Origin of the sequence: Streptomyces sp. NPDC012510, from assembly GCF_042955065.1 — a bacterium.
Lineage (GTDB): Bacteria > Actinomycetota > Actinomycetes > Streptomycetales > Streptomycetaceae > Streptomyces.
The window spans coordinates 239,232-266,140 of record NZ_JBIBEN010000007.1 but is presented as its reverse complement, the minus strand read 5'-3'; the positions used below and the strand labels follow the sequence as shown (position 1 = coordinate 266,140).

Below are 26,909 nucleotides of genomic sequence, written 5' to 3'. Positions count from 1 at the left end.
TGGACGTTCGCAGGTCAGGGGCCCGCTGTCGAACCGTTTACTGCCACCCGCAGCCTCCGTACGCCCTCCATGATCTCCGCCGCCCCAGTCACCCCCGCGAAGCTCAACCGCAGGTGCCCGGCGGGGGGTTCGGCACTGAAGTAGGGGCGGCCGGGGGTGATCGCGACGCCCGCGCGGAGGGCGGCGGCGACCAGGGCGGGCTCGTCGGTGCCGTCGGGGAGGCGCACCCACAGGTGGTAGCCGCCTGAGGGGACGTGGGGCAGGGCGAGTTCGGGCAGACGCAGGCGCAGCTCGGAGGTGAGTGTGTCCCGGCGGTTCCTCAACTCCCGTGACACCGACCGGAGGTGGCGGGGCCAGGCGGGCGAGCCGACGAGTTCGAGGGCGGCCTCCTGCAGGGGGCGCGGTACGAAGAAGGTGTCGACGACCTGGATGGCGCGCAGCCGTTCCAGGACCGGTCCCCGGGCGGCCAGGGCGCCGACCCGGAAGCTGGGCGAGGTGGCCTTGGTGAGCGAGGAGACATGCACGACCACGCCGTCCGGGTCGTCGGCCGCCAGCGGCCGGGGTAGCGGCCCGGCGTCCTCGTGCACCAGCCGGCGGACGAAGTCGTCCTCGATGACGAAGGCCCCCGCCTCACGCGCGATCCGCAGCACCTCGCCCCGACGCTCGGCCGACAGCACGGCACCGGTGGGGTTCTGGAAGAGGGGCTGACAGACGAAGACACGGGCACCGGACGCCCGGAACGCGTCGGCGAGCAGGGCGGGCCTGACCCCGTCCGCGTCCACCGGCACCGGGACGGGCCGCAGCCCGGCCGCCCGAGCGATGGCCAGCATGCCCGGATAGGTGGGGGACTCGACCAGGACGGGCGCCCCGGGCGGCGCGAGGGCACGCAGGGCGGTGGTCAGGGCGGACTGGCCGCCCGCCGCGACGATCACCTCGGCGGCGGTGATCGCCCCGCCGATGCCGCGCGCGAACCACTCGCGCAGTTCCGCGACACCCTCGACCGGCGGCCGGGCCCACACACCGGGCCGCCGCCCCGCCCGGGACAGGGCCGCGCCCATCGCCTGCTCAGGTTGCAGCGACGGGTGCAGATAGCCGCCGTTGAACTCGATCACACCGGGTGGTGGAGTGGCGAGCGAGACCAGCACGCCCGAGGCGTCGACCGTGCGGGGCGACGGCTCGGCGCCGCCGTCGGCGCTGAGCGCGACCTCCTGCCAGGAGGTGTCCCCCACCGGCGCCGCCGCGCGCTCACTCGGGCCGGCCCGGAAGGCCCCCGCTCCCGGCCGGGTCACCACCAGTCCCTCGGCGGCCAGTTGCGCCAGGGCCCGCGAGACGGTGACCGGGCTGACCCGGAAGCGCTCGACGAGGGCCCGACTGGATGGCAGCTTTCCACCGACAGAGTAGCGGTCCAGCTCCCTGCGGAGCTGTTCCGCCAGCTCTGCACCACTGCTACGCTCTTGCATGAGAGCCAAGAGTAGCGCTATCGCGAACAGTTCAGTAGCGGTGAGCCGCGGACCGGACGACCGAGAACCGGGACCGGGCCTTGCCGTATCCGGTCCGCCCACGCCCCGTTCCCGTCATCCCCTTCATCCCCTTCATCCCCTTCGTCTCCGCCGTCCCCGCCGTCCCCGAGCCGGCGGCACGCTCCAGGCCGCCCTCGGCGTCATAGCCTTCTCCCTCACCTTCCCGGCCACCGCCTGGGGACTGGAGGGCTTCGGCCCCTGGTCCCTCGTCGCCGTACGGATGGTCCTCGCCGCCGTCGTCGCGGGCGGCTGTCTGCTGGCCCTGAGGGTTCCGCTGCCGAGCCGCCGGCACGGGGCGGGCCTCGCGGTGGTCGCCGCCGGAGTGGTCGTCGGCTTCCCCCTGCTCACCACCCTCGCCCTGGAGACCTCGACCACCGCGCACGCCGCCGTCGTGGTCGGTCTGCTCCCGCTCACGACCGCCCTGGTCTCGGCGCTGCGCATGGGCACCCGGCCCTCACGCACCTTCTGGACCGCCGCCCTCGCGGGTGCCGCCGCGGTCCTGGGGTTCACCGTGATGCAGAGCGGCGGCGCTCTCAGCACGGCCGACCTCTACCTCTTCGGCGCCCTGCTGGTGTGCGCGGCCGGCTACACCGAGGGCGGCCGGCTGGCCAGGGTGATGCCGGGCTGGCAGGTGATCGGCTGGGCCCTGGTGCTGTGTCTGCCGCTGAGCCTGCCGGGCGCCCTGCTGGCCCTGTCGTACGAGCCGGTCCGGCTGACCGCGCACAGTGTGGCCGGGCTGCTGTGGGTGGCGGCCGGGTCCCAGTTCCTGGGTCTGGTCGTCTGGTACCGGGGCATGGCGGCGATCGGCATACCGAAGGCGAGCCAGTTGCAGTTGGCTCAGCCGCTGCTCACACTGGTGTGGTCGGTGCTGCTCCTCGGCGAGCAGCTCACCCCGGCCGCGCCCCTGACGGCCGCCGCCGTACTGGTCTGCATCGCGGTCACCCAGCGCTCATCCGCCTGAGCCGTCCGCACACCGGTTCCCATCGGCGCCGCCCGCATGGACTGCGGTCATGGACCGCCACTCCCGTGCGAGATGAGGAGGCCCCCGATGCAGGCAGACGTAGGCGACACCCTGCTGGTACATGGCAGGACCGTCGGGCACCACGACCGGACCGCGGAGGTCCTCGAGGTACTCGGCCAGAACGGCAATCCGCCCTACCGGGTCAGGTTCAACGACGACGGGCACGAGGCGCTGATGGCCCCGGGCCCGGACACGGTCGTCCGCCACCCCGGAGATCCCAAGTAGCGTCTCCGCGCCCGGACCGGTCGCGTCAACGCGGTGGTTCCGCCGGCCACTGGTGGTGGTCGGCGCCCACGCGCGCCATCGGGCCGATCGTGTCGAGCCGGACCTCCTCGGCTGCCCGCCCGCGGGCTGCGCCGGGTCACCCACGGCGTACGGCCCCTCCCCGAGGTACAACCGTGTCCCGCTGCCGCGACCGGTCTCCGCCCACCAGGGCAGCAGCTTGGCGTAGTCGGCGGCGGCGAAGCCGATGTTCCTGTACAGCTGCGGCAGGGAACAGAGGCTCCCGGCCTCGACACACCTGAGCCGAAGCCGTCCGGGCGGGACCGGCCGCGGCGTGCTCGGCAACTCGGCAACTCGGCAACGAAGTACCGGAGTACCGGAGTAGCCAACTCCCTTTGTCCGGAACCTTATTGACCGCAAAGCGTAAATCTGCGATCCCTTGACACAGGCCGTTCCGCCCTGTGGTATCGAGCGGTGGATTCGTTACTCGCTACGGGAGGAACGTTCATGCAGGCTGTCGAAGAAAAGGGCCGGGTCGGGTCGGACCACGACGCCGATGAAGTCTTCGATCTGGTGATCGGCGATCTGGAGCAGGAGATTCCGCCCCTCGCGTCACCGACGAACTCGGGTAGCGGTACCGCCTGTGGTTCGTGCGCGAGCAACTACTGCTGCTGATGCGTCCCGGGTGGTGCCGCCGACCGGCGGCACCACCCGGATGGACCTTGCATCCCGCGTCGACGAATCGGGAGGGCGGCTTTGCCGGATGCGCCAGCGGACAGCGAGCCACTCTGGGAGATGGGTGCCCCAACCGGCGACACCGATCAGGACGTTCCCGCCGTACTTCCGCCGGTGGCGCGGCGAGTGGTCGCCGCGGTCCGCGAGGGCACCGCGGGCGGGCTGTTCCCGCCGGTCGTCACGGCCGGCCCGGAGGGAACGGTCGGAGTTGACCGGCTGCTCGGTGGCGCGGCGGACGCGCGGATGCTCGCGCACGCGCTCACGGACCAGCGGTTCGCGCCGCTGCTCGCGTTATGGGACCGGTTGGACGACTGGTGTGTTTCCGCCGCGCGTCACTATTCGACGGTCATCGCCGCCGGAGTGCTGGACATCACCAACGCCGATCTCTTCGGACCGGTGGTGTCCGAGGCGTTCGTGGCGTGCGCGACCGGGCGGGCGCACTACGCCCGCGACCGGGTGGCGGAGTGGGCGGCACGCTGCGAGGCGTTTCTGACGCTCTTCCTCGACCGGCTGCTGCGAGACATGACCATCTGCTGGCCGGAGAACCCGGCGTTTCGCGGACCGGTCGTCGGGGTGTGGACCCATGGCGAGGAAACGCACAACGGCCGACAACGGGTGTTGCGGCTGGACTGCGCCGGCGGTGGCCGGGTCGCGTACAAACCGCGTCCGGCCTCCGGCGAGCTGCTGTTCACCGCGTGCCGCGGAGCCGGCCCGTGGGCGTCGGTGTTCGAACTGCTCAACAACTCGCCCACGGCGTCCGGTGAGGTCCGGCTGCCGGTGCTGTCGTGCTGGCCCGGTGCCGGCCGGGGTTACCTGTGGCAGGAATGGATCGAGCCGCCGGCACAGTGGGGGCCGATCCGCACGTCCGGGCCGTGGCGGCTGACCGGCACCCGGCTGACCCCGCGGGAGGCGATGCGGTTCTGGCACCGGACCGGTTCGCTGACCGCCGCGATGTTCGCCTTCGGGATCACCGACATGATCGGTGGCAACGTGGTGACCGGGAGCAGGCCCGGCGAGCGCGAACCACTGCTGTACCCCATCGACCTGGAGATCTACTTCTGCCGGGTCCCCCGGCTCTACGACACGGGCCTGCTGTACGACCCGACCGCCGAGATCGACCAGCACCACGTCGGCCTGGAGAGCACCCCGCGGTGGTGCAGCGCCGAAGGCCCGCCTGTGTGCTGGCATGCGGAACCGGACGGGGCGCTGCGCCTGTACCGCCGCTCGCGGCCCTACGCCAGGGAGGAGACCAGGACCGTCGTCGCGGACACCGAAGGGCGGGCCGGGTACGGCCCCTACCTTCCGGCGATGCTGCGCGGCATGTTCGACGCCTGGACCCTGATGTGCCGGCAACGGCCGGCGATTCGGCGATTCCTGTCGACCGCCACCGCCGACCACTACGTCCGGGTACTGCGGCAGCCCACGTTCCGGTACTTCGACGCGCTGGTGCCACGGTGGTTGTCCGGCGGCGGCGCCGCACCGGTTCCTGCCGAGCCGGACGTCCACTTCGACCGGGCGGAGCTCGACCAACTCCGGCGCATGGACGTGCCCTACTTCGTTCGTTCACTGGAGGGTGGACCGGTGCTGCGGGTCGAGCCGCCGCCGCGGCCGTTCGAGACAGCCCGGGTCGCGGCCCGGCCGGAGCCCGAGGGCGGCTGGCCCCCGCTGCCGAAGCTGCTGGAGGGCGCGAACCTTGAGCTCGCCGGTCTCGGAGTGGCGCTTCGGGACGCGGTGGAGCACGTGTTCGACGACGTGACCGAGCACGTCGTCACGGACGAGTCGCTGGGGGTACGGCTGCACCTGCAGAGTCCGGCCGAGGGCCAGGTCGGCTTCGACTGGCCGGAGGTGGGCAGACGGGTCACCTATAGCTGGAACCGGGAGAAGGTACGGCTGCGCATCGACGCGGTGGACGCGCCGGAGGTCCCGGTCGAGCCGGCGCCCGCGGGGGAGATCCGGCGCCGGCTGCTGCGGCTGGACCGGCTGGACGGCGCCCTGCGGATGCCGTGGGCGGAGGGCGGCATGGTCGACGGTGCCGCCGAGCGCCGTCTGCGGACCCTCACCGACGCCGGCATCGAGTGGCTGTCCAGGGTCGTGGCCGACCACGGGTGGCCGGGGCGCACGCTGGTCGGTGCCGCGGCGGCTGCCGCGGCGAGTCGCCTCGTACAACACGCGAGAGAGCACCTGGACTTTCGCCGACACTGCCTTGAGCTGATGCGGCAGGCGGCAGCGGACGGTGATCTTCCGTGGCGTGAGGTCGCGTACCTGACCGACGAGCTGCGCATCGCCGACGGCCTCCCCCAGGTGTACGGCACGAAGTTCGAGCCCGTGGCCGGAGAGCTGGTGCCGCACCCGATCGAGGCGCCGGACGATGTGGACCGCCGGCGCGCCGCGATGGGCATGGAGCCCCTGGCGGACTACACGGACCGGATCCGCCAGCGGTTCCCCCTGACGGGGAGGGAAGCATCATGACCACACTGACCCCCGAGGTACGGCAAGCGCCCGGCCACGTCGACTGGGCGCTGTTCGGGCAACGGTACTGGGCCAGGCAGCCCGCCCGGCTGCGCGCCCGGCCACCGGTCGACCTCGACCAGATCCACGCCCTGACCGTCCAGGCGTGCGCCCCGTTCCGCGCCGGCACACGGTTCTGGGTGATGCCCGACGTCCGCTTCCTGGTCGGCGACGGCTGGCTGCGCGCGCCGGGCACACGGCTGCCGGACACCACCGACCGGACCCTGGACGACTACCTCGACCGGCTGGACGCCGACGTGCCCGGGCAGGGCTATCTGCTGACCGTGCGGCAGCCGTTGCTCCTGGACTTCGCGCTGTGGGCCGCGGTGCGCGCCGCGATCAGCGGGCTGTGGCGGGCGGTCGGCTGGCCGAACCTCCCGGTGGTCGCCGAGGTGCTGATCGGCGACCGGTTCACCCAGCACGCCGGCGCGGCCGAGGCGCCGACACACGCCGTGCTGACCTGGGTGCTGCGGGGGCGGATGGACGTGCGGTTGTGGGACGAGCGCAGTGGTCCCCCACCGGCCGCGATCGCCGACCCGGACCGGAACCTGGACGGCGTACGAACCATGAGTGCCGGCACCGGCGAGCTGCTGTACTGGCCGGGTGACCAGCGGCACGTGGACACCTACCGCGAACGGTGTGTGGCGCTGCGCCTGCGGATTCCGGTCGACCAGCGGCTGCCCTTCACCGCGTTGCGGGATCTGCTCGCCGATCTGCTGCACGGCCGACAGGGCAACGACGAGACCGTGCCGTACTTCCCGTTCGGTCCCGGATCCCGCGTAGACGAGCAGGGCGGATTGCTGCCCCACCTGACCGCGCTCGGCGACGAGCTGCGTACGGTCGTGGACAGCGAGCAGCTGCGCAGGATGCTGCGAGTCCGCTGGGCGGCGTTGCGTTCCGCAGCTGGTCTCGAACCGATTCCGGTGCCTCGGGAGGGCGTCCCGATGACCCCGCGGACCCGGGTCCGCCGGTCGAGCGAGATCGTCCGGATGCCCGACGGGCCGGGGCACGAGGTGTGGGCGGTCAACGGGAACGTCTTCACCCTGCCGAGAGCCGCGAGTGACCGGGTGTTCGCCGCGCTGCGCGACGGCGAGGAGACCAGCGTCGCCGAGGTGTGCCGGGCCATCGGCGTCGGCGGTGACAGCGGTGACGGGGAGATCGACAAGGGTGTGCTCGCGTTGCTGGGCAAGCTGTACCGGCTGCGCGGTATCGATGTGGTCGAGGTGCCTGCGTGATGACGCTGACAATCGAGAAGTCGTTCGACTGGGACACCTTCGTCGACCGGTATTGGGACCAGAAACCCGTGTTGTACAAGGGAATCGACGGCGTACCGTTCGCAGAGGCAGAGGTGTTCGAGACCGCCGTACTCGGCAGCCGACCGCCGCATCCGCTTGCCGTGCCGGGGAATCTGCAGTTCCTCGTGGAGCGGCGGCAGCAGACGCGGCCGCGTGACTACCTGCCGGAACTGTCGGACCGTTCGTTCGACGCCTACGAGCGACGTATGGCCGACCGGTTGCACGGGCAGCGTTACGCTCTCGTGGTGCACCGGTTCCACGCGTTCTCCCACCCCTTGTGGAGACGCGCGCAGCGGTTCTACGCCGGTCTCTGGGAGCGGGTCGGTCAGCCGACGCACACCGCGGGCTCCACGATGTTCCACGGCTCCTACGAGCACAGCCCGGTCGGCGTACACCAGGATCGCTTCGCCACCTTCATGTTCTGCGTGCGTGGCACCAAGCGGATGCGGTTCTGGGCCGAGCGCCCGTGGGCGGATCCGGTGCACACGGTGCTGGACTACCAGCCGTACCTGGCGTCCTCGTTCGTCGCCGAGGTCGGGCCGGGGGATCTGCTGTACTGGCCGTCGCCGTATTACCACGTCGGGGAGAGCGCCGGTGACGCACCGGCTACGAGTGTCAACGTGGGCATTCCCCGCCGCGAGCACCGGCCGTACTACGAGATCAAGGATCTGCTCCGGGGCACCGAGCCGACGGCGTCGGCCCCATTGTTCACTCCGGATGCCGGTCCGGACGGGCAGCTGTCCGGTGAGTTGCCCGCCGCCCTTGCCGACGCCGTGGACGCGTTCGCGGAGTGCCTGAGCCAGGACCGGTTCGCCGATCGGGCCACCGGTCTGGCCCTGCGGGTCAGGACGGCGGGCGGGTTCTGGCCGACCCAGCCGCCGGCCGAGCTTCGCCCGCTTGCCGACGACACCCCCGTCCGCGGGTGCGCTCCCCTGCTGGCCGCGCCCGGCGACGATGCCCGCAGGTACGCCGCGAACGGCAACGTCTCGTCGGGCACCGCCACCGCCGCAGCCCTCTCGGTGCTGGACCGGCTGGACGCGGGCGAAGTGGTGCGCGTCGGTGAACTGCCGATGCCCCAGCGCGCGGAGGTCCGTCACCTGTTGCAGGAACTGGAGAGCTTCCGTGCCGTCACCCGCGCCGACACCGACTGACCGGGCCCCGGCCCGCCGGGAGGCGGCCGCCAGGATCGTCGCCGAGATCGCCGACCGGCTGGCGGAGCCGGACCGGGTGGCCGAGATCGCGAGCACGCCGGACAACCTCATGCGTTACCCGGGCAACCCGCAACCGGTGTGGAATCCGCTGCTGCTCTCCGACGGTCACCCCGGAGTCGGCCTGCTGTTCGCGGAGTTGGCCGCAGGGGCACCGGAGCTGCGTGGCCGGGCGCACGCGCACCTGTCCGCGGCGCTGAGCAGCGGGATCCGGCTGCTGCCGCAGTCGCTGTTCGGTGGCATGGTGGCGCTCGCGTTCGCCGGGCACACCGCGGCCACCGGATTCGGCGGCTACGCCGCGATGCTGGCCGAGCTGGACCGGCACATCACCGACCAGATGCGCGAGCGCGCGCGAGCCGACCGGGAGCGGGTGCGCACCGGAGGGCCGGTCGGCGCGTGGGACCGCTACGACGTCCTCAGCGGCACTGCCGGAATCGGACGCTACCTGCTGGCCCGGTACGAGTCGGCGGCTGAGCAGGCAGTGCGGCAGGCGGCGGGGCTCGCGCTGACCGATGTGCTCGAGTCGCTGGTGGCCGCGGCGACCGCGGACGACATCGCGTGCCACGGCACCCGGCTGCCCGCCTGGTGGGTCACCGATGGACTGGAGCACGGGCTGGTCGAGCATGTCAACTTCGGTCTCGCACACGGTGTCTGCGGGCCGCTCGCGCTCCTCTCCGTCGCCTGGCAGGCCGGGGTCCGGGTGGACCGTCAGGACGAGGCCATCGAACGGATCATGGCGTTGCTGTCCCGCTGGCGCACGGCCGACGAGGCCGGGCCGCGCTGGCCGCACCTGGTCACACTGGCACACCTCGAGAACGGGGAACCGCCGGAACGCGGGCGGGACTCGTGGTGCTACGGCGCCGCAGGTGCGGCGCGTGCCGTGTACCTGGCCGGCGCCGCACTGGACCGTGCGGACTGGCGCGCCGACGCACATGCCGCCCTCCGCGGTGCGCTGACCGCGGCGAGCGACGAGCTGATCCATGACTCCGCCCTGTGTCACGGGTGGGCGGGGCTGCTGCAGATCGTGCTGCGCATGGCACACGACAGCGCCGACTCGGACTACCACGCCATCGCCGACAGGCTGGCGGCGCGGGTGGTGGACGGGTTCGACCCCGAGGCGCCGTTCGGTTACCGATACCGCCACTTGCTCGCGCCACGCGATCTCGACCGCCCTGGCTTTCTGGAAGGAGCCGCGGGAATCGCCCTCGCCCTCCACACCTACGCCACGGGGAACGTACCGACGACGTCGTGGGACAGTGCCCTGCTGGTGAGTTGACGGCGCTGAATACAGCGGTGGGAGCCGCTACGGCTCTGCTGCTCGATCCGGTGTCGGCCTGTCCCGAAGTTCACCGATGAGACTGCGGTCATCGACAACGGCCTTGGTACTGGTGAGCTCGCCCATTCAACTGTCGCCAGTTCTCGGTGGAGTCGACCAAGTTGCGGACCGTGTGTGGTCGCCGGGGAGCGTATCGGCTCCACGTTCCTCGCCCCACAGACGAGATCGACGCTCGTCAGGTCTCGAACTGCCCCCGCCGTCCTGGGCTGTGGCCGGTGACGTGCTGGTCGTGCAAGGCCGGCGCATCGTTCTGGGACTCTCTCGTGTTCGACGAGATCGACGACGTGGACGTCGCGGCCGTGACCGCCGGTGCCGACCTCCACATCCGCTTGCGCCCTTGGCCTTCTTCGATCCTCTTCCCGCCGTCGTACGCCCGGCATCCGGGCCCGTTCCGGCTCGGGGTGCCGGCCCAAGATCTCCGTGAGCACCCGGTAGGGGACCCGCCCCTCCGTCATCGGGGCGTCCGCACCGACCCCTGGTAGTGGTCGGCGACCACCCGGGCCATGGCCCCGATCTTGTCCTCCCTGACCTCCTTGGCCGAGAAGAACACGTGCCCCCGCGCCTCCGGGTGCTCCTTGGCCAGGGTGAGGTGCCGGGACAGCTCGGCCGGGTCCTGCCAGGGCGCGGGCTGCGCCGGGTCGCCCGCCTTGTACAGGGCCTCCCCGAGGTACAACCGTGTCCCACTGCCGCGAGCCGTCTCCGCCCACCAGGGCAGCAGCTTGGCGTAGTCGGCGGCGGCGAAGCCGATGTTCCAGTACAGCTGCGGCACGATGTAGTCGATCCAGTTCTCCCGGACCCATTTCCGGGTGTCCGCGTGCAGATCGTCGTAGGTCTGCACTCCGGCCCGGGTGTCGGAACCCCGTTCGTCGGTCGCGGCGTTCCGCCACACTCCGAAGGGGCTGATCCCGAACTGGGTGCCGGGGCGGACGGTCTTGATCTGTGCCGCCGTCTCCCGCACCAGCTTGTCGATGTTGTCGCGGCGCCAGTCCGCCCGGTTGGGGAAACTCGCGCCGTACTGGTCGTACGCGGCGTCGTCGTCGAAGACCTGGCCCGCGACCGGGTACGGGTAGAAGTAGTCGTCGAAGTGCACGGCGTCGACCGGGTACTTCCGTACGGCGTCGAGCATGGCCTGCTGGACGAAGGCGCGGACGGCGGGGATGCCGGGGTTGTAGTAGAGCTTGCCGCCGTAGAGGACGACCCAGTCGGGGTTGCGGCGAGCGGGGTGCGAGGCGACGAGACGGCTCGGGTCGCCGTGGGTGGCGATCCGGTACGGGTTGAACCAGGCGTGCAGTTCGAGACCCCGGGCGTGCGCCTCCGTCACCGCCGTGCCCAGCGGGTCCCAGCCCGGGTCCTTGCCCTGGGTGCCGGTGAGGCACTGGGCCCAGGGCTCGTGCGGGGAGGGCCACAGGGCGTCGGCGGTGGGGCGGACCTGGAAGATCACCGCGTTGAGACGCCGGTCCACGGCGGTGTCGAGGTGGGCGAGGAGCTCGGCGCGCTGCTCGGCGACGGTCAGACCCGGCTTGGAGGGCCAGTCCCGGTTGAGGACGGTGGCGAGCCACATGCCCCGCAGCTCGCCCTGGGCGGCCCGGCGGCGGGGGCTCGGCTCCCCGCCGGCCATGGCGGTGCCCGCCGCCACCCCGCCCGCCGCCACGAGTGTCGTCACCGCGGTCGCCCAGAACGCCCGTCGTGACATCCGTGGCTTCCGATGCATCCTCGTACCTCCGCGTACCGCTTCCCGCACGTCCGCCCGTCGCGGACCGTTCGTTGCCCAGCCTTCCATGCGGCACCCGGGATACTGCTCAGTAGCCGTCGCGGGTAACGTGCAGGTTTGGCGCAGGCCCGCACCCGGGCTGTCTGCCAGGGACGTAGACCAGTGAAAGGGACGATGTGACGGACTTCCCAACGGGAGATCTCGCGCGAGTCGGAGTCGTGGGCTGCGGCCAGATGGGAGCGGGCATCGCCGAGGTGTGCGCCCGCGCCGGACTGGACGTGAAGGTCGCCGAGACCACCGGCGAGGCCCTGGAGATCGGCCGTACCCGGCTGTTCAACTCCCTGTCCAAGGCGGCCGAGCGCGGCAAGATCACCGACGTGGAGCGGGACGCCACGCAGGAGCGTCTCGGCTTCACCACCGACCTCGGCGAGTTCGCCGACCGTGATCTCGTCATCGAGGCGGTCGTGGAGAACGAGCAGGTGAAGACGGAGATCTTCCAGGTGCTCGACCAGGTGGTGACCCGCCCGGACGCGATCCTCGCCTCCAACACCTCCTCCATCCCGCTGGTGAAGCTCGCGGTCGCCACCTCGCGGCCCGACCATGTCATCGGCATCCACTTCTTCAATCCGGCCCCGGTGCAGAAGCTCGTCGAGCTGATCCCCGCGCTCACCACCTCCGAGGGCACCCTCAGCCGGGCGCAGCTTTTCGCCGAGAAGGTGCTGGGCAAGCACGCCGTCCGCGCCCAGGACCGCTCGGGCTTCGTCGTCAACGCGCTGCTCGTGCCGTACCTGCTCTCCGCGGTCCGGATGTTCGAGTCGGGCATCGCGGGCCGCGAGGACATCGACAACGGCATGGAGCTGGGCTGCGCCCACCCCATGGGCCCGCTGAAGCTCTCGGACCTGATCGGCCTGGACACGATCGTGTCCATCGCCAACTCGATGTACGACGAATACAAGGAACCGCTGTACGCCGCTCCCCCGCTGCTCCAGCGCATGGTGGACGCGGGCCGGCTCGGCCGGAAGACAGGATCGGGTTTCTACTCGTACGCCTGACGCTCGTACGTCCTCGTACGTCCTCGTACGCCTGACACTCGTACGCCTGGTCCCCGTACGTCCGTTTCCCTTACTCCTGACTCCCGTCTTCCGACTACGGACGGTCGGCTCTCCTTTCCCGCGCGGGCCCGGCACCGGAAACGGTGCCGGGCCCGTTGTATTCACACACCGTGTGCGCGGCGGACACGCATATGCCGTTCGCACACTCTCCCCACGCGCCCACCAGGAGAGTTGACTGCACGTGCGCATGCAAGGGACGAGATGACTACAGAAAGGAGCGGACTCGTGGCCATCGACCCCGAGCATCCCGTGGTCCACGGCGAACTCGCAGAGTTACGCCGTCGCCTGGATGTGGCGCACACACGCGTCGAAGGAGGGCTGACCCTGCTGAGCCACCGTGCCGAACAGAACGCCAAGGAGCTCGACGACCTGAGCGCACGGGTCGTCGTCCTGGAGCACTCCCGCTGGCCGCTGCCCGCGGTGGCGGCCCTCACGGCCCTGGGCGCCCTGGTGGTGTCCGTCTGGCAGGTGCTGGGCCGCTGACATGCCGGGCGGGACGCGAGCGGGGTTCAGGGTTTGGTGTCCTGCCCGAGACGCAGGTGGTGCAGCAGGAGCAGTGCGGCCGCCATGTTGGCGGCCGGGACCTCGCCGCGGGCGACCATGTCGGGCACGAGCTTGAGGGGAACCCATTCCCTGCGGTCCGACTCGAAGTCGTCCACGGGGTGACCGACGTACGCGCCCTCGTCGGCCCAGTAGATGTGGTGCCTGGCGTCGGTGAGCCCGTTGGAGGGCTCGACGCTCATCAGGTGGTGCAGGGGTCCCGGCCGCCATCCGGTCTCCTCCTCCAGTTCGCGGGCCGCCGCCTCGGCGATGGCCTCGCCGTCCTCGACGACGCCCGCCGCGAGCTCCCAGCCCCAACTGTCGGTGATGAAGCGGTGCCGCCAGAGGAGCAGCACCTCGTTCGCCTCGTTGACCACGGTGGCCACGGCGACAGGCCGCAGCCGTATCAGGAAGTGATCGAGGTGCCGCCCGTCCGGCAGCGCCACATCCGCGAGATTGACGCTGAACCAGCGGTTCGAGTACACAGTTTGTTCGCTCTGTTTCGTCCACTGCATGGTTCTGCCACCTTCCGCCGAGTAAGTGGCAATATCGCAGCAGGAGCGTGGTGACAGCAGGCGCACAGCCGGTGCACGGCCGCGCCGCCGGGCGGCGTCAGAGCGGTACGCGCAGTGCTCCGTCGATGAGTTCGGCGGCTTCCGCGGTCCCCGTACAGCCGCTGCGCACCAGGTGTTCGCGTACCGCCCGCAGTCTGTCGCGCAGGCGCATCGACTCCATTCCACGCGCCCGCTCGGCCATTTCCACTGCGGTGGCCACCGCCTTGTCCGCGTTGCCCTGCCGTAGTTCGATCTGGCTGAGCATCGCCAGCCGGTGCACCCGGCCCCGATCGTGCGCCGGGGTGTCGACGGCGGCCGTCGCGTGCTCGGCCGCGGCCGTCAGGTCGCCGAGGCTGAGCAACGCCTCCGCCACCTGCACGTTGACCAGGCCCGGCTGGACATAGCCCGTCTCGTCCGGTTCGCGACCGCGGCGGATGCGCTCGGCGGCCTGCTCGGCCCGCCGGATGCAGGACAGCGCGCTCGTGCCGTCGCCCAGGTGCGCGTACGCCTTGGCCTGCATCGCGTAGAGGTCGGAGGCGAGAGCCGGGGTGATGTGCTTGCCGGCGGTACGCAGCGCCGCCTCGGCGAAGGCGACGGCCTGCCGGTGCTCCCTCATGAACAGCGACTGGTTGACGAGGAGCGCGATCACATACGCGCCCAGCCCTCGGTCCCCACTGGCCTTGGCGAGCCGCAACGCCTGGTGGAAGTACCGCTGGGCCAGCCCATGGGCGTCGGAGTCGTACGCGCAGATCCCGGCGATCGCCACCAACCCCCCGGTGGCCCGGTGCAGTTGGCGGCCGGTGGCGTCGGTGTAGCTGCCGCGCAGCAGGGGCGCGGCCTCGGCGTTGAGGAACCCGACGATCCGGGTGCGCGTCGCCACACCGCCGGCCTTGCGGTACATCTGCTCGTAGTGCGTACGGGCCGCGCGGAGCATCGCGATGTCGGCCATGCTGACGCGATGCCGTCCGCCCCGGGACACATCGACGTCCTCCGGCGGGTTCTCCCACTCCCACACGGGCATCACGGCGGGCGTCCCGGTGACGGCGGGGGCACCGAGCACATGTGGGCGCTGCTGTTCGTCGGAGCGCCACAGGGCGGTGGCGCGCTCCACGAAGCCGGAGAGCCCGGTGCCGTGCTGGGAGATCGGCTCACCGGGCACGCCGAGCCCGATGTCGTCGAGGGTGACGGCCCGGTGCAGCCGCCCGGCGAGCACTTCACAGATCAGGTCGGGCACCTGACCGCGCGGGCGCTGGCCCTTCAACCACCGTGCCACGGCGGTGTGTTCGTATCTCAGCGCCAGCCCCCGGGCCCGTCCCGCCTGGTTGACGTGGGCGGCGAGACCGGCGTGGGAGATACCGGCCTCGTCGAGGATCGCGTCGAGCAGGGTGTTGGGCTGCATGGAGGCCCTCCGGTGGCTCGGTGCCGGCGAAACGCAGCGTAGCGCCTCCCTCTTCACACGGGGTGTGAAAGGAATGCCCGAATTCGGACGGTGCGCGCGCTGTCGCAGAGAGTTCCGGTCCGGTTGACTGAAATGCCTCGAAAGAGGCCGGCCGGGCCACCGGCTCCCCCTCGTACAGTGCGGTGGCCCTGCCGGGCAGGACTGGGGCGACTAAGCGGTGGGCCCTATGGGCGGTCCGCCGACCGCGGGCCGGGTGTGGCTGATCGCGCAGTTCCCCGCGCCCCTCAGAGCGGCGGCCCTGGTCACCCGGTCGTTGCGGAGTATCAGTATCGCGATGTCGTCCTTGGGTCTTCCCGCTGTGTGGCGCAGGAGTTGGGTGAACACCGCTCGCAGGACGGACCGGGGCGAGATGGGACGGCCTCGTACGGCGTCCGCGAGGGCGGCCGGCAGTGGAAAGAAGCGGCCCTGCGTGTCCCGCGCGTCCTCGACCCCGTCCGTGTGGAGGAACAGGGCCTCGCCGGGGAGGAGGTGGCCGCAGGGGGTGGCCGACAGGTCTACGGGAAGGGGGAACGGGCCGAGCGGGGGCAGCGGTTCGGCGTAGGCGATCTGTTCCGCTCGACCGCCGCCGAGGCGGTACGGCCAGGGGTGGCCGCAGTTGAGGGCGTGCAGAGCGCCGTCGGGGGTGATCTCCATGAGGAGGACGGTGACGAAGTCCTCGATGTCCTCGGCGAGGGCCCGGCCGCGGAGGTGGCGGGCGAGGGCCCGGTCGAGGCGGGCGAGTACTCCGGCCAGTTCGGTCTCGTCGTGGGCGGCCTCGCGGAAGCTGCCGAGGACGGCGGCGACGGTACCGATGGCGGCGATGCCGTGGCCGCGTACGTCGCCCATCACGACCCGTACGCCGTGCTCGGTGGCGATCACCTCGTACAGGTCGCCGCCGACGCTCGCGCCCCGGTCGGCGGAGAGCCGCACGGCGGCGGTGGCCAGCCCGTCGATCCGCGCGGGCAGCGGCCGCAGCAGCAGAGTCTGCGCGGCGACCGCGACCTCACGCGCCTGCCGCACCTCCCGGAGCATCACCCGTCTGAGGTGCAGCATCAGCCCGGTGCCGACCGCGAGGGCCACGGCACCGCCGGCGATCCCGGCACCGAGACGGACGGACCGCCGGTCGGGGAGTCCGCGTCCCCGGGACCGTGTCCGACGAGGAAGCCCAGCCCTGATTCGAATCATGCCGTTGGCCCCCCATCAGGCCCGGACAGCGCGAAAGGCCAGAAAGGCCGGTCCGATTCTGTCGACCGCATGCCTCAAAAGGTATAGATCACCTGAAGTTGTCACCCAAATGAGTGAGGTGACCGTCTGAGGCGCCGGGGGGTGTGGGCGCCGCCCCTCACAAGGGGCGCGGGGAGCTGCGCGACCAGCCACGGACAACCCGCAGCCGCCCAAAACCCGCAGCTCCCCGCCCCTTGGGCGCCCTAACTACGCAGCACGGCCCCCGTACGCTCCCCCGCGAGGGCGACCGCCGCGTCCCGCGCCGCCGAGGCCTCGTCCACGGTCAGCGTCCGGTCCGCCGCACGGAACCGCAGCGCGTACGCGAGCGACTTCCGCCCGTCACCCAGTTGCTCCGCGTTCTCGTACACGTCGAACAGTCGGATCGCCTCCAGCAGTTCACCCGCGCCTTCACGCAGCGCGGCCTCCACGTCGGCATGCGGCACGAAGGCGTCGACGACGAGCGCGACGTCCTGCGTGGCGACAGGGAACGACGAGATGCTCGGTGCCTGCGGGGTGCTGTCCCCCACCCGCTGCAGAGCGTCCAGGTCGAGCTCCATCGCGCAGGTCCGCGCCGGCAGCCCGAGCGCCTTGAGCACACGCGGGTGCAGCTCACCGGCGTGACCGACGACCCTCTCGGTGTCACCGTCGACGACCACGAACTCGGCGCACCGGCCCGGGTGCCACGGCCCGTACTGCCCCTTGCGGACGACCAGTTCGGCCCCGGCCTCGCGCGCGACCGCGCGTCCCGCCTCGATGGTGTCGGCCCAGTCCGCCGGGCGGCCTTTGCCCCACCAGCCGGCCTGCTCACGGGCCCCGGCGACGACGACGGCGACGTGGCGCGGCTGCTCGGGCAGCGCGGCGTTCAGCGTCGCGATCTCCTCATCGGTGGGCCGGCGGCCGACCGGCGGCGCGACGGCGACGCGCTGCTCCTCGCGCGGGAGGAAGACCAGGCCCGTCTCGAACAGGGCCAGGTCGTGCGAGCCCCGGCCGTCGTTGCGCCGCAGCGCGCCCAGCAGACCCGGCAGCAGCGAGGTGCGGAGCGCGGGCTCCTCGTCGTTGAGCGGGTTGGTGAGCTTCACGACGCGGCGGGCCGGGTCGTCCGCCTCCAGGCCGAGCTGGTCGAAGACCTGCTCGCCGATGAACGGGTAGTTCGGTGCCTCGACGTACCCGGCTCCGGCCAGCGCGCGGCCGACCCGGCGGTGCAGCCGCTGCCGGTGGGTGAGGCCGCGGCCCGAGGGGGGCTTGGGAAGCGTGGAGGGCAGGTTCTCGTAGCCCTCCAGACGGATGACCTCCTCGGCAAGGTCGTTGACCTCGGTGAGGTCGGGCCTCCAGGACGGCACGGTGACGAGCAGCTCGTCCTGGCCGTAGACGTCGCAGCCCACCTCCTGGAGGCGGCGTACGACGGTCTCGCGGCCGTACACGACGCCCGCGACCCTGTCCGGGTGGTCCGCCGGCATGGTGATGGTGTGCGGCGCGGACGGGGTGGTCACCTCGGTGACGCCCGCGTCGGCCGTGCCGCCGGCCAGGAGCACCAGCAGGTCGACGGTGCGCTGGGCGGCGGCGGCCGCGGCCAGCGGGTCGACGCCGCGCTCGAAGCGGCGGGACGCCTCCGACGACAGCTTGTGCCGGCGGGCGGTGCGCGCGATGGCGACCTGGTCGAAGTGGGCGGCCTCGATGACGACGTCGCTGGAGGCGTTCTCCACGTCGTCGTGGTCCGCGATCTCGGTGTTGGCGCCGCCCATGACCCCGGCGAGGCCGATGGGGCCGCGCTCGTCGGTGATCACCAGGTCCTCGGCGTGCAGGGTGCGCGTGGTGCCGTCGAGGGTGACGATCTTCTCGCCCTCCTCGGCCCGGCGGACGCCGATGGTGCCCTGGACGAGGGAGCGGTCGTAGGCGTGCAGCGGCTGGCCCAGCTCCATCATCACGTAGTTGGTGATGTCGACGGCGAGCGAGATCGGGCGCATGCCGACCTTCTGCAGCCGGCGCTTGAGCCAGATCGGGGAGCGCGCCTCGGGGTCGAGACCGGTGACGGTGCGGGCGGTGAAGCGGTCGCAGCCGAGCGGGTCGGAGACCTGGACGGGGTGGCCGAACGCGTTCGGGCCGGGCACGTCGAGGAGGGCGGGGTCGCGCAGCGGCAGGCCGTAGGCGATGGCGGTCTCGCGGGCGACGCCGCGGATCGACAGGCAGTCGCCGCGGTTGGCGGTGACGGCGATGTCGAGGACCTCGTCGACCAGCTCCAGCAGCTCGATCGCGTCCTTGCCGACCTCGGTCTCCGGCGGCAGCACGATGATGCCCTTGGTGCCGTCGTCGCCCATGCCCAGCTCATCGCTGGAGCAGATCATGCCGTGCGAGTTGCGGCCGTAGGTCTTGCGGGCGGAGATGGCGAAGCCACCGGGCAGTTCGGCGCCGGGGAGGACGACCACGACCTTGTCGCCGACCGCGAAGTTACGGGCGCCGCAGACGATCTCCTGGGGCTCCCCGGTGCCGTTGGCGGTGGAGACGTCGACGGTGCAGAAGCGGATGGGCTTCTTGAACTCCGTCAGCTCCTCGATGGTCAGCACCTGGCCGACGACGAGGGGGCCCTTGAGGCCGTCGCCGAGCTGCTCGACCGTCTCGACCTCGAGGCCGGCGGAGATGAGCTTGGCCTGGACGTCACGGCCGGTCTCGGTGGCCGGCAGGTCGACGTACTCCCGCAGCCAAGAAAGCGGGACCCGCATCAGATCTCCATCCCGAACGGCCGGGTGAACCGGACGTCACCCTCGACCATGTCTCGCATGTCTTCGACGTTGTGGCGGAACATCAGCATCCGCTCGATGCCGAACCCGAAGGCGAATCCGCTGTACTTCTCGGGGTCGACACCGCAGGCGGTGAGCACCTTGGGGTTGACCATGCCGCAGCCGCCGAGCTCGATCCAGCCTTCGCTGGAGCAGGTGCGGCAGGGGCGGTCGGGGTTGCCGACGGACTCGCCCCGGCAGACGTAGCAGACCATGTCCATCTCGGCGGACGGCTCGGTGAACGGGAAGAAGTTCGGCCGCAGCCGGGTCTTCATGCCCTCGCCGAACAGGGCCTGGACCATGTGGTCCATGGTGCCCTTGAGGTCGGCCATGGTGAGGCCCTCGTCGACGGCCAGCAGCTCGACCTGGCGGAAGACCGGGGTGTGCGTGGCGTCCAGCTCGTCGGTGCGGTACACGACACCGGGGCAGATCACGTACACCGGCAGCTCGCGCTCCAGCAGGGAGCGGATCTGCACGGGCGAGGTGTGGGTGCGCAGGACGACGCCGGACTCGGTGCCGCCCTCGGGGCCCTGCACGAAGAAGGTGTCGGCCTCGCCCCGGGCCGGGTGGTCCGGGCCGATGTTGAGGGCGTCGAAGTTGAACCACTCGGCCTCGACCTGCGGGCCTTCGGCGACCTCGTAGCCCATGGCCACGAAGATGTCCTCGATGCGCTCCGACAGGGTGGTGAGCGGGTGGCGGGCGCCGACGGGTACGCGGTCGTAGGGCAGCGTGACGTCCACGGCCTCCTCGACCAGCACCCGGGCGTCGCGCTCGGACTCCAGCTCGCTCTGGCGGGCGGCGAGGCCCTTGTTGACCGCGCCCCGGGCCTGGCCGACGAGCTTGCCGGCGGCGGCCTTGGCCTGCGGGGGCAGCGCGCCGATCTCGCGGTTGGCGAGGGCCAGCGGGGAGGTGCCGCCGGTGTGGGCGACCTTGGCCTCCTGGAGCGCGTCGAGGGAGTCCGCGGCGGCGAAGGCGGCGAGCGCCTCGTCCCGCATGCGCTCGATCTCTTCCGGTTTCAACGCCTCGACCTCTACAGGGTCGTACGACTTATTCGGTGCCGACATCTCTTCCCGTGCTTCCGATTGGCTGGCGGATGGTCCCCGTACCGACTCGTGGACAGTTCGTCACGGTTTTTGGGACACAAAGGTGCCAAAGGCCGAGTCTAACGGGGTTGAGGTGGACGAACGCGCCCGTGGGGCCTCAGGCGAGATACGCCGGGGTCGCCACGGGCAACGTAAATCGGAACTCGGCGCCGCCACCGGGGGCGCGTCCGACCGTGATGGTGCCGCCGTGGGCTTCGACGATGCCCTTGACGATGTACAGCCCGAGGCCGGTGCCACCGCGCTTGCTGCCCCGCCAGAAGCGGGTGAAGACGCGGTTCATGGACTCCTCCGGGATGCCGGCGCCCTCGTCGCTCACGGTGACCGATGTGCCGGTCTCCTCCCCCTCCCGGGGGGACGCGGCGGGCGTGACGTCAATCGTGACGGTTCCCTCGCCGTGCCGCACCGCATTTTCCAGCAGGTTGCTGAGCACCTGGTCGATCTTGTCGGGGTCGGCCCACAGGCCGGGCAGCGGCTGCTCGATGCGCAGCAGGAACCGGTCGGCGGGCTGCCCGGCGGCGACGTACGCGTGGATGTGCCGTCCGACGGCGGCACCGATGTCGACGGGCTGCCGCCGTACTTCGAGGCGCCCGGAGTCGATCCGCGAGATGTCGAGCAGTTCGGCGATGAGGCGGGTGACCCGGTTGGCGTCGGCGTCGACGGTCTCCAGCATCAGCTTCTTCTGGTCGTCGGTGAACCGCTCCCACTTGGCGAGGAGGGTGGCGGTGAATCCCTTGACGGACGTCAGCGGCGACCGCAGTTCATGGGCGACGGTGGCGATCAGTTCGGCGTGGCTGCGCTCGGTGCGGCGCCGGGCCTCAGTGTCGCGGAGGGAGACGACGACCCGGTGGACGGGGCCGGTGGGCTCGCTGCGGATGTAGCGCGCCGAGACGAGGATCTCGCGTGCCCCGGGCAGCAGCAGGTTGCGCTCGGGTTGTCCGACCCGGATGGCGAGCCCTCCGTACGGGTCGGTCACCTGCCACCAGCGGCGGCCTTCGAGGTCTTCTAACGGTAGGGCCCATTCGAGGGGGCGGCCGAGGGCGTCGGCGGCGGGGGTGGCGGTGATCCGGGCGGCGGCGGCGTTGAAGCAGATCACGCGGCCGTTCTCGTCGGCCACGACCAGGCCGTCGGGCAGGTCGTCGGTGTCGATGCCGAGATCGGCGAGTTCAGCGTGCCGGGCCGCCGCTGTGGCGCGCACGTCATGTGCCACCGGTGTGCCGCTCGTGCCGACCCTCATCCCCGTACCCCACCTCTCGCCTTGTGCAGTGGGCCCCCGAGCCCGTCACCCTACTAGCTGGTCGTGACGGTGCGGCACCCTCCGAAGGCGCGCTGTGCACGGGCGGACGCGTAGAGACATACGGCGGCGGCGGTCGCCAGGTTCAGGCTTTCCGCCTTTCCGTGGATGGGGACGCGGACGACGGCGTCGGCCAGCGCCCGTGTCTCCTGCGGCAGCCCCCACGCCTCGTTGCCGAACACCCACGCCGTGGGCCCGCCCATCGTCCCCTTGTCCAGCTCCGCGTCGAGATCGTCCTCCCCCGCGCCGTCGGCGGCGAGGACGCGTACGCCGGTGCCCTTGAGCCCGGCGACGGCCTCCTCGACGGGCACGCCCACCGCGACGGGCAGGTGGAACAGCGATCCGACGGACGCCCGCACGGCCTTGGGGTTGTAGAGGTCCACGGACGCGTCGGTCAGTACGACGGCCTCCGCGCCGGCGGCGTCGGCGCACCGCAGGACGGTGCCGGCGTTGCCGGGGTCGCGGACGTGGGCGAGGACGGCGACCAGCTTGGGCCGGCCTTCGAGGATCTCCTCGAAGGGGGTGTCGAGGAACCGGCAGACCCCGACGAGGCCCTGAGGGGTGACGGTCGTGGAGATGTCGGCGATGACGGCCTCGTCCGCGAGGTGCACCCGTGCGCCTGCGGCGCGGGCCTCCCCCACGATGTCCGCGTACCGCTCCGCGGCGTCGACCGTGACGAACAGCTCGACCAGGGTGTCCGCGTGCCCGGCGGCCTCCCGCACGGCCTGCGGGCCCTCCGCCAGGAAGAGGCGGTCCTTCCCCCGGAAGTTCCGCTTCCCGAGCCGCCGGGCCGCGGAGACGCGGGCGGAGCGGGGGGAGATCAACTCAGGGGTGGGCATGGGTCACCTTTTGGTTCGGGGGTGGGGAGGGGCGCCTGAGAGCTCGGGGGTGCGTTGGCGGTGCGGGTGCGTTGGCGGGTGCGGGTGCCTTGTGGTCGCTCGCGCAGTTCCCCGCGCCCGTGGAAAAGCAGGGGCTGCGCCCCGTGCCTTCTCGGCCCGAAAGGGCCGTAGGCCCTTGGGGGCGCGGGGAACTGCGCGACCAGCCCCCACTCACCCGCACCCGACAACGCACCCAAAAAAACCCGGCCCCGCAGGCGGCGTACACCTGCGGGCCCGGGTCACATCACACGCGGCTCAAGCCAGCGCAGCGATCACGCTGCCTTGGGCGCGTTCACGTCCGCCGGCAGCGCCTTCTGGGCGACCTCGACCAGCGCGGCGAACGCGGTGGCGTCGTTGACGGCCAGCTCGGCGAGGATCTTGCGGTCGACCTCGATGTTCGCGGCCTTCAGACCCTGGATGAGGCGGTTGTACGTCATGCCGTTCTGGCGGGCCGCAGCGTTGATGCGCTGGATCCACAGCTGACGGAAGTCACCCTTGCGCTTCTTGCGGTCGTTGTAGTTGTAGACCAGCGAGTGGGTGACCTGCTCCTTGGCCTTGCGGTAAAGGCGCGAACGCTGACCGCGGTAGCCGGAGGCCTGCTCGAGGATCGCCCGGCGCTTCTTGTGGGCGTTGACTGCCCGCTTGACGCGTGCCACTTTTTAACTCCTTGTAGCGGGGCCGTGGTTGTCGCCACACGGCCCGAAATCGATTGGGTCCCGGTCCAGACGTACGGCGCGCGAGCAGATCAACGAATGATCAGGCGCCGTCGCGTCACTTGCCGAGAAGCTTCTTGATCTTCGCGGCGTCGCCCGGGGCCATCTCGGCGTTGCCGGTGAGGCGACGCGTCACGCGGGACGACTTGTGCTCGAGCAGGTGGCGCTTGCCGGCACGCTCGCGGAGCACCTTGCCGGAGCCGGTGATCTTGAAGCGCTTGCTGGCACCGCTGTGCGACTTGTTCTTCGGCATAGCGCCGTTCTCTCCTCGTCAGTGGCGCTCCGGTGCCCGGTCGCGAAACCGGGCACGACGAAACGTCATTTCTATCGGTTGACACCCTGGACACCAGGCCCAGGGCTTCCCCCGGACTCGCGTCCCGGGGACTTACGCCTCGGCAGGCTCCTCGGCCGGCGCCTCGGCCTCGACGTCGACGTGGTCGGCGTCGGCGGCGTTCTGCGACTTGCCGGGGTTGGCCTTCGCTTCCGCCTTCCGGGCTTCCTGCGCCTGGCGGGCCTCGGCCATCGCCTCGGTCTTCTTCTTGTGCGGACCGAGAACCATGATCATGTTGCGGCCGTCCTGCTTCGGGTTCGACTCCACGAACCCGAGCTCCTGGACGTCCTCCGCGAGACGCTGCAGCAGCCGGTAGCCCAGCTCGGGCCGGGACTGCTCGCGACCACGGAACATGATCGTGATCTTGACCTTGTCGCCCTGCTTGAGGAACCGGACGACGTGACCCTTCTTGGTGTCATAGTCGTGCGGGTCGATCTTCGGCCGGAGCTTCATCTCCTTGATGACCGTGTGCGCCTGGTTCTTGCGCGCCTCACGGGCCTTCATGGCCGACTCGTACTTGAACTTCCCGTAGTCCATGAGCTTGCAGACCGGCGGACGCGCGTTCGCGGCCACCTCGACCAGGTCGAGGTCGTACTCCTGCGCAAGCTCCAGGGCCTTGGCAAGCGGGACAATCCCGACCTGCTCGCCGCTGGGACCGACAAGTCGCACCTCGGGAACGCGAATCCGGTCGTTGATGCGGGGCTCGGCGCTGATGGATCCTCCTCGGTAGCACCCCACGACGGTCTGGCGGACCGCCGCGTAATGTCTGGTTGACATAAGGACCAACCATCGGGAGCCATGAAAAATGCCCCGGACGGGACACAGGCGGGGCTCCATGTACTGCCGGAACACCGCCGCGAGTGTGCCGCGGGGCGCGTCTCGGACGACTCCACCGTCCGTACGGAACGGTGGGGGCCGTCTGACCGGGTGACCTGCCGTCCCGGAGGGCGGATTCAGGTGGGAGTTCGGAGCCTCCACTTGCGGGCTGGGCACACAGGTGTCCAGCCGGTCGTAGACCTAACCATAGCGGGTTCAAACCTGGGGTGCCAATCGGGACGCGGCGGACTCCCGCAGGTCGGGGCGTATCCGCCGGGGCCTATCGTGTGGGCATGAGTGAGACCCCTCCTGAGAGCCCCGACTTCGACTCGATGACCCGCGACATCGCCGAGGTCCCCGCGGTCGAGGTGATCGTGACGGTCGCCGTCAACTTGATGAGCGCCGCCGCGGTGAAGCTCGGTCTGACCGAGGAGGGCGACAAGTACAAGGACCTGGACGAGGCCCGCAAGCTGGTCACCGCCCTCGCCGGTCTGCTCGACGCCTCCGCGACCGAGATCAGCTCCTTCCACGCGGCCCCGCTGCGCGACGGTCTGAAGTCGCTGCAGCTCGCCTTCCGCGAGGCGTCGGTCGTCCCCGACGAGCCGGGTCAGGGACCGGGCGAGAAGTACACGGGCCCGGTCTACGGCTAGGGCCTGGGCCCTCTCATCATCCGCGTACGTACAAGGGCTCGCCCGGTGGCGTGGCCTCGGCCGGCAGCAGTGCCAGGTCGAGGCCGCGCACCAGGCGGGCCCTCAGTGTCTCGTCGGCGGCGAGGCGGGTGGCGAGCGACTGCGCGGTCTCGGCCGGCACGGCGGCCGGGTCGAGGACCAGGGCGAGGGTGCCGTCGGCCTGTCCGGGGCCGAGGTGGGCGCGGAGCACGGCCGGCTCGGCGGCGACGGCGGAACGTACGGCGTCGACGACGGCCGGGTCGGCGAGCGGGTCGGTGGTGGTGCGCCCCTCGGCGAGCGCGAGCAGGGCGCGGCCGGTCAGCTCGTAGGGGACGGGTCCGGCGAGGTCGAGGACGATCGTGTCGGCCTTCTCGTGCGCGGCGGCCTGCAGGGCCTGGTGCAGGGGTACGGCGACGGGGCGGGCGGCGGGGTCCCAGCGGGCGAGTGAGTCGGTGGAGGTGAAGGCCGGCAGGGCGGTGCGGCCGCCGGCCTTGAGGGTGGGGACGGCCATGTCGCTGGTCTTCTCGCGGCGCAGTCCGTTCTCGTCCACCTCGACCTCGCCGAGCATGGCCACGACGGGGACGAGCAGCCGGGCGCCCTTGAGCGCTTCGAGGACGGGGCCCACGGCGCTCCGGTCCTCCGCCCAGGCGGCGAGCGCGGCGCTCAGCCGGGGGTCGGCGGAGCCGTCGTCGTCGGAGAAGCCGGGGTCGGGGATGTTCTTGTTCGCCACGGTCGTCGACCCTATCGGGGCAAGTCCGCCGGGCTCTCGTCAGGCCGGAAACATGGCGGTCGGCTCCCTCACCGTTTTCTCAGCCGATTCTCGTGGCGCGGAACGCTTGCGCCGGCCGCTTCTCCCCCTCGCGCCGGCCGTCCTGGTCCTGGTGGGCGGCTCGGGCTTCGGGGCCGTGTACATGAAGGCCCGCGCGCAGAGCGGCGCCGGCGTCGCCGTATCGTCGGTGGCGTCATCGTCGGTATCGCCCCCGGCCTCCGCTTCCACTGTGCCGGGTGCGGACGTGGTCGCTGAGGAGGCTTCGGTGGAACCTGCGGCGATCGAGGTGGACCACGACGGGCTGCTCGCGGCGGCCCTGGCGGACGAGCCCGTCGAGGACGGGGCGGCGGTGTCCGTGGCGGTGCTGGAGGTGGCGTCCGGGGAGTCGGCTGTGTACGGGGACGATCGGTACGACACCGCCAGCATCGTGAAGCTGAACATCCTGGCGGCCCTCCTCCTGCAGGCGCAGGACGGGGGCAGGCAGCTCACCGTCCAGGAGCGGTCGTACGCCTCCGCGATGATCCGCGACAGCGACAACGCCTCAGCGACGGCCCTGTGGAAGGCCATCGGCCGGGCGGACGGCCTCGGCGCCGCGAACGAGCGGTTCGGGCTGAGGAACACCGAGGGCGGCGACGGTCTGTACTGGGGTCTCACCCTGACGACGGCGTCGGATCAGCTCGCCCTGCTCCGGCAGGTGTTCGGGGACGACGGGACGTCCGAGCTGAGCGAGGCGTCGCGGACGTACGTCCAGGGGTTGATGGGACGGATCGCCGAGGGGCAGGACTGGGGTGTCTCGGCAGCCGCCTCGGACTCTTCGGCAGCGGCGTCCGCCTTGAAGAACGGGTGGCTGCCGCGTACGGCCACCGGGCTGTGGGACATCAACAGCGTCGGCCGTGTCGTGGTGGACGGCCGGGAGTACCTGGTCGCGGTGGTGTCCAACGGCAACACGACGAAGGCGAGCGGGATCTCGCTGGTCGAGGCGGCCGCGAAGGCCGCCGTCGCGGTGTTCGGGGACACGGAGACGGCCGTGATTCCCTCGGGCGTCGCACACACCTCCGGCGCGGGCACGGGCGGCGCGGGCACGGGCGGCGCGGGCACGGGCGGCGCGGGCACGGGCGGCGCGGGCACGGGCTCGTAGGGAG

At 71.4% G+C, this 26,909-nt stretch carries 24 protein-coding genes and 1 pseudogene; 11 read left to right on the top strand and 14 right to left on the bottom strand.

Features of this window, described 5'->3' with window-relative positions; genetic code table 11:
- Positions 1-14: 14 nt before the first annotated feature.
- Positions 15-1,460 (bottom strand): aminotransferase class I/II-fold pyridoxal phosphate-dependent enzyme, encoded by a 1,446-nt coding sequence (locus tag ACFY9I_RS16020; protein ID WP_391001930.1) that lies wholly within the window; start codon positions 1,458-1,460, stop codon positions 15-17.
- Here ACFY9I_RS16020 and ACFY9I_RS16015 point away from each other — a divergent pair.
- Positions 1,459-2,481 carry an EamA family transporter gene (locus ACFY9I_RS16015; RefSeq protein WP_391001929.1) on the top strand — a complete coding sequence of 341 codons (1,023 nt, stop codon included), beginning with the start codon at positions 1,459-1,461 and terminating at the stop codon, positions 2,479-2,481. The genes ACFY9I_RS16020 and ACFY9I_RS16015 overlap by 2 nt on opposite strands.
- Before the next feature lie 87 nt (positions 2,482-2,568).
- Complete coding sequence (locus ACFY9I_RS16010) at positions 2,569-2,766, top strand: DUF1918 domain-containing protein (RefSeq protein WP_391001928.1); 198 nt, start codon at positions 2,569-2,571, stop codon at positions 2,764-2,766.
- A gap of 25 nt (positions 2,767-2,791) precedes the next feature.
- Here ACFY9I_RS16010 and ACFY9I_RS16005 read toward each other — a convergent pair.
- A pseudogene (locus tag ACFY9I_RS16005) lies at positions 2,792-3,033 on the bottom strand (hypothetical protein); the annotation flags it as partial.
- Between the two features lie 237 nt (positions 3,034-3,270).
- On the opposite strand from ACFY9I_RS16005, the gene ACFY9I_RS16000 reads away from it, so the two are divergent.
- The 5 genes from ACFY9I_RS16000 (at position 3,271) to ACFY9I_RS15980 (ending at position 9,785) form a co-directional block, all read left to right on the top strand.
- Positions 3,271-3,438 (top strand): hypothetical protein, encoded by a 168-nt coding sequence (locus ACFY9I_RS16000; protein WP_391001927.1) that lies wholly within the window; start codon positions 3,271-3,273, stop codon positions 3,436-3,438.
- A 120-nt stretch (positions 3,439-3,558) separates the two neighbouring features.
- Positions 3,559-5,967: a DUF6624 domain-containing protein gene (locus ACFY9I_RS15995; RefSeq protein ID WP_391001925.1), complete on the top strand. Its 2,409-nt coding sequence runs from the start codon at positions 3,559-3,561 to the stop codon at positions 5,965-5,967.
- Positions 5,964-7,241 (top strand): hypothetical protein, encoded by a 1,278-nt coding sequence (locus tag ACFY9I_RS15990; protein WP_391001923.1) that lies wholly within the window; start codon positions 5,964-5,966, stop codon positions 7,239-7,241. The genes ACFY9I_RS15995 and ACFY9I_RS15990 overlap by 4 nt, the downstream gene beginning before the upstream one ends.
- A complete protein-coding gene (locus ACFY9I_RS15985) occupies positions 7,241-8,452 on the top strand; it encodes a JmjC domain-containing protein (protein WP_391001921.1) in 1,212 nt (403 codons plus the stop codon). The genes ACFY9I_RS15990 and ACFY9I_RS15985 overlap by 1 nt, the downstream gene beginning before the upstream one ends.
- On the top strand, positions 8,424-9,785 hold the full coding sequence (locus tag ACFY9I_RS15980; protein WP_391001919.1) for a lanthionine synthetase LanC family protein: 1,362 nt from the start codon (positions 8,424-8,426) through the stop codon (positions 9,783-9,785). Before ACFY9I_RS15985 ends, ACFY9I_RS15980 begins: the two co-directional genes overlap by 29 nt.
- 511 nt (positions 9,786-10,296) lie before the next feature.
- On the opposite strand, the gene ACFY9I_RS15975 is transcribed toward ACFY9I_RS15980, so the two are convergent.
- On the bottom strand, positions 10,297-11,538 hold the full coding sequence (locus ACFY9I_RS15975) for a family 10 glycosylhydrolase (protein ID WP_391001917.1): 1,242 nt from the start codon (positions 11,536-11,538) through the stop codon (positions 10,297-10,299).
- Between the two features lie 194 nt (positions 11,539-11,732).
- Here ACFY9I_RS15975 and ACFY9I_RS15970 point away from each other — a divergent pair, with 194 nt between their 5' ends.
- A complete protein-coding gene (locus tag ACFY9I_RS15970) occupies positions 11,733-12,608 on the top strand; it encodes a 3-hydroxybutyryl-CoA dehydrogenase (protein WP_391001915.1) in 876 nt (291 codons plus the stop codon).
- Positions 12,609-12,893: 285 nt separating this feature from the next.
- Positions 12,894-13,151 carry a hypothetical protein gene (locus ACFY9I_RS15965; protein ID WP_391001913.1) on the top strand — a complete coding sequence of 86 codons (258 nt, stop codon included), beginning with the start codon at positions 12,894-12,896 and terminating at the stop codon, positions 13,149-13,151.
- A 26-nt stretch (positions 13,152-13,177) separates the two neighbouring features.
- Here ACFY9I_RS15965 and ACFY9I_RS15960 read toward each other — a convergent pair whose 3' ends face one another.
- From ACFY9I_RS15960 to infC, 10 genes are all read right to left on the bottom strand, one after another.
- The gene (locus tag ACFY9I_RS15960) at positions 13,178-13,723 is read right to left on the bottom strand and encodes an NUDIX domain-containing protein (RefSeq protein WP_391001911.1); all 546 of its coding nucleotides are present in this window, start codon (positions 13,721-13,723) and stop codon (positions 13,178-13,180) included.
- Between the two features lie 97 nt (positions 13,724-13,820).
- Complete coding sequence (locus tag ACFY9I_RS15955; RefSeq protein WP_391001910.1) at positions 13,821-15,161, bottom strand: transcriptional regulator; 1,341 nt, start codon at positions 15,159-15,161, stop codon at positions 13,821-13,823.
- A 210-nt stretch (positions 15,162-15,371) separates the two neighbouring features.
- Positions 15,372-16,280, bottom strand: coding sequence for a SpoIIE family protein phosphatase (locus tag ACFY9I_RS15950; protein ID WP_391001908.1), 909 nt, complete (start codon positions 16,278-16,280; stop codon positions 15,372-15,374).
- 347 nt (positions 16,281-16,627) lie between these two features.
- Positions 16,628-19,141, bottom strand: a complete 2,514-nt coding sequence (gene pheT / locus ACFY9I_RS15945; RefSeq protein ID WP_391001906.1) for a phenylalanine--tRNA ligase subunit beta — start codon at positions 19,139-19,141, stop codon at positions 16,628-16,630.
- Complete coding sequence (gene pheS / locus ACFY9I_RS15940; RefSeq protein ID WP_391001904.1) at positions 19,141-20,262, bottom strand: phenylalanine--tRNA ligase subunit alpha; 1,122 nt, start codon at positions 20,260-20,262, stop codon at positions 19,141-19,143. Before pheS ends, pheT begins: the two co-directional genes overlap by 1 nt.
- A 136-nt stretch (positions 20,263-20,398) precedes the next feature.
- Complete coding sequence (locus ACFY9I_RS15935) at positions 20,399-21,535, bottom strand: ATP-binding protein (RefSeq protein WP_391001902.1); 1,137 nt, start codon at positions 21,533-21,535, stop codon at positions 20,399-20,401.
- Between the two features lie 53 nt (positions 21,536-21,588).
- On the bottom strand, positions 21,589-22,431 hold the full coding sequence (locus ACFY9I_RS15930; protein ID WP_391001900.1) for a TrmH family RNA methyltransferase: 843 nt from the start codon (positions 22,429-22,431) through the stop codon (positions 21,589-21,591).
- Positions 22,432-22,742: 311 nt separating this feature from the next.
- Positions 22,743-23,126, bottom strand: coding sequence for a 50S ribosomal protein L20 (rplT, locus tag ACFY9I_RS15925; RefSeq protein WP_184896197.1), 384 nt, complete (start codon positions 23,124-23,126; stop codon positions 22,743-22,745).
- Positions 23,127-23,241: 115 nt separating this feature from the next.
- Positions 23,242-23,436, bottom strand: coding sequence for a 50S ribosomal protein L35 (rpmI, locus tag ACFY9I_RS15920; protein ID WP_003977225.1), 195 nt, complete (start codon positions 23,434-23,436; stop codon positions 23,242-23,244).
- Positions 23,437-23,568: 132 nt separating this feature from the next.
- Positions 23,569-24,291: a translation initiation factor IF-3 gene (gene infC, locus ACFY9I_RS15915; protein WP_391001897.1), complete on the bottom strand. Its 723-nt coding sequence runs from the start codon at positions 24,289-24,291 to the stop codon at positions 23,569-23,571.
- 332 nt (positions 24,292-24,623) lie between these two features.
- Here infC and ACFY9I_RS15910 point away from each other — a divergent pair, with 332 nt between their 5' ends.
- A complete protein-coding gene (locus tag ACFY9I_RS15910) occupies positions 24,624-24,980 on the top strand; it encodes a DUF1844 domain-containing protein (RefSeq protein WP_391001895.1) in 357 nt (118 codons plus the stop codon).
- Between the two features lie 16 nt (positions 24,981-24,996).
- Here the strand turns inward: ACFY9I_RS15910 and ACFY9I_RS15905 are convergent, their stop codons facing one another.
- Complete coding sequence (locus ACFY9I_RS15905) at positions 24,997-25,728, bottom strand: SseB family protein (protein WP_391001893.1); 732 nt, start codon at positions 25,726-25,728, stop codon at positions 24,997-24,999.
- Between the two features lie 52 nt (positions 25,729-25,780).
- Here ACFY9I_RS15905 and ACFY9I_RS15900 point away from each other — a divergent pair, with 52 nt between their 5' ends.
- Entirely contained in the window at positions 25,781-26,905 is a 1,125-nt protein-coding gene (locus ACFY9I_RS15900) for a serine hydrolase (RefSeq protein ID WP_391001891.1), read from the top strand.
- Positions 26,906-26,909 lie beyond the last annotated feature (4 nt).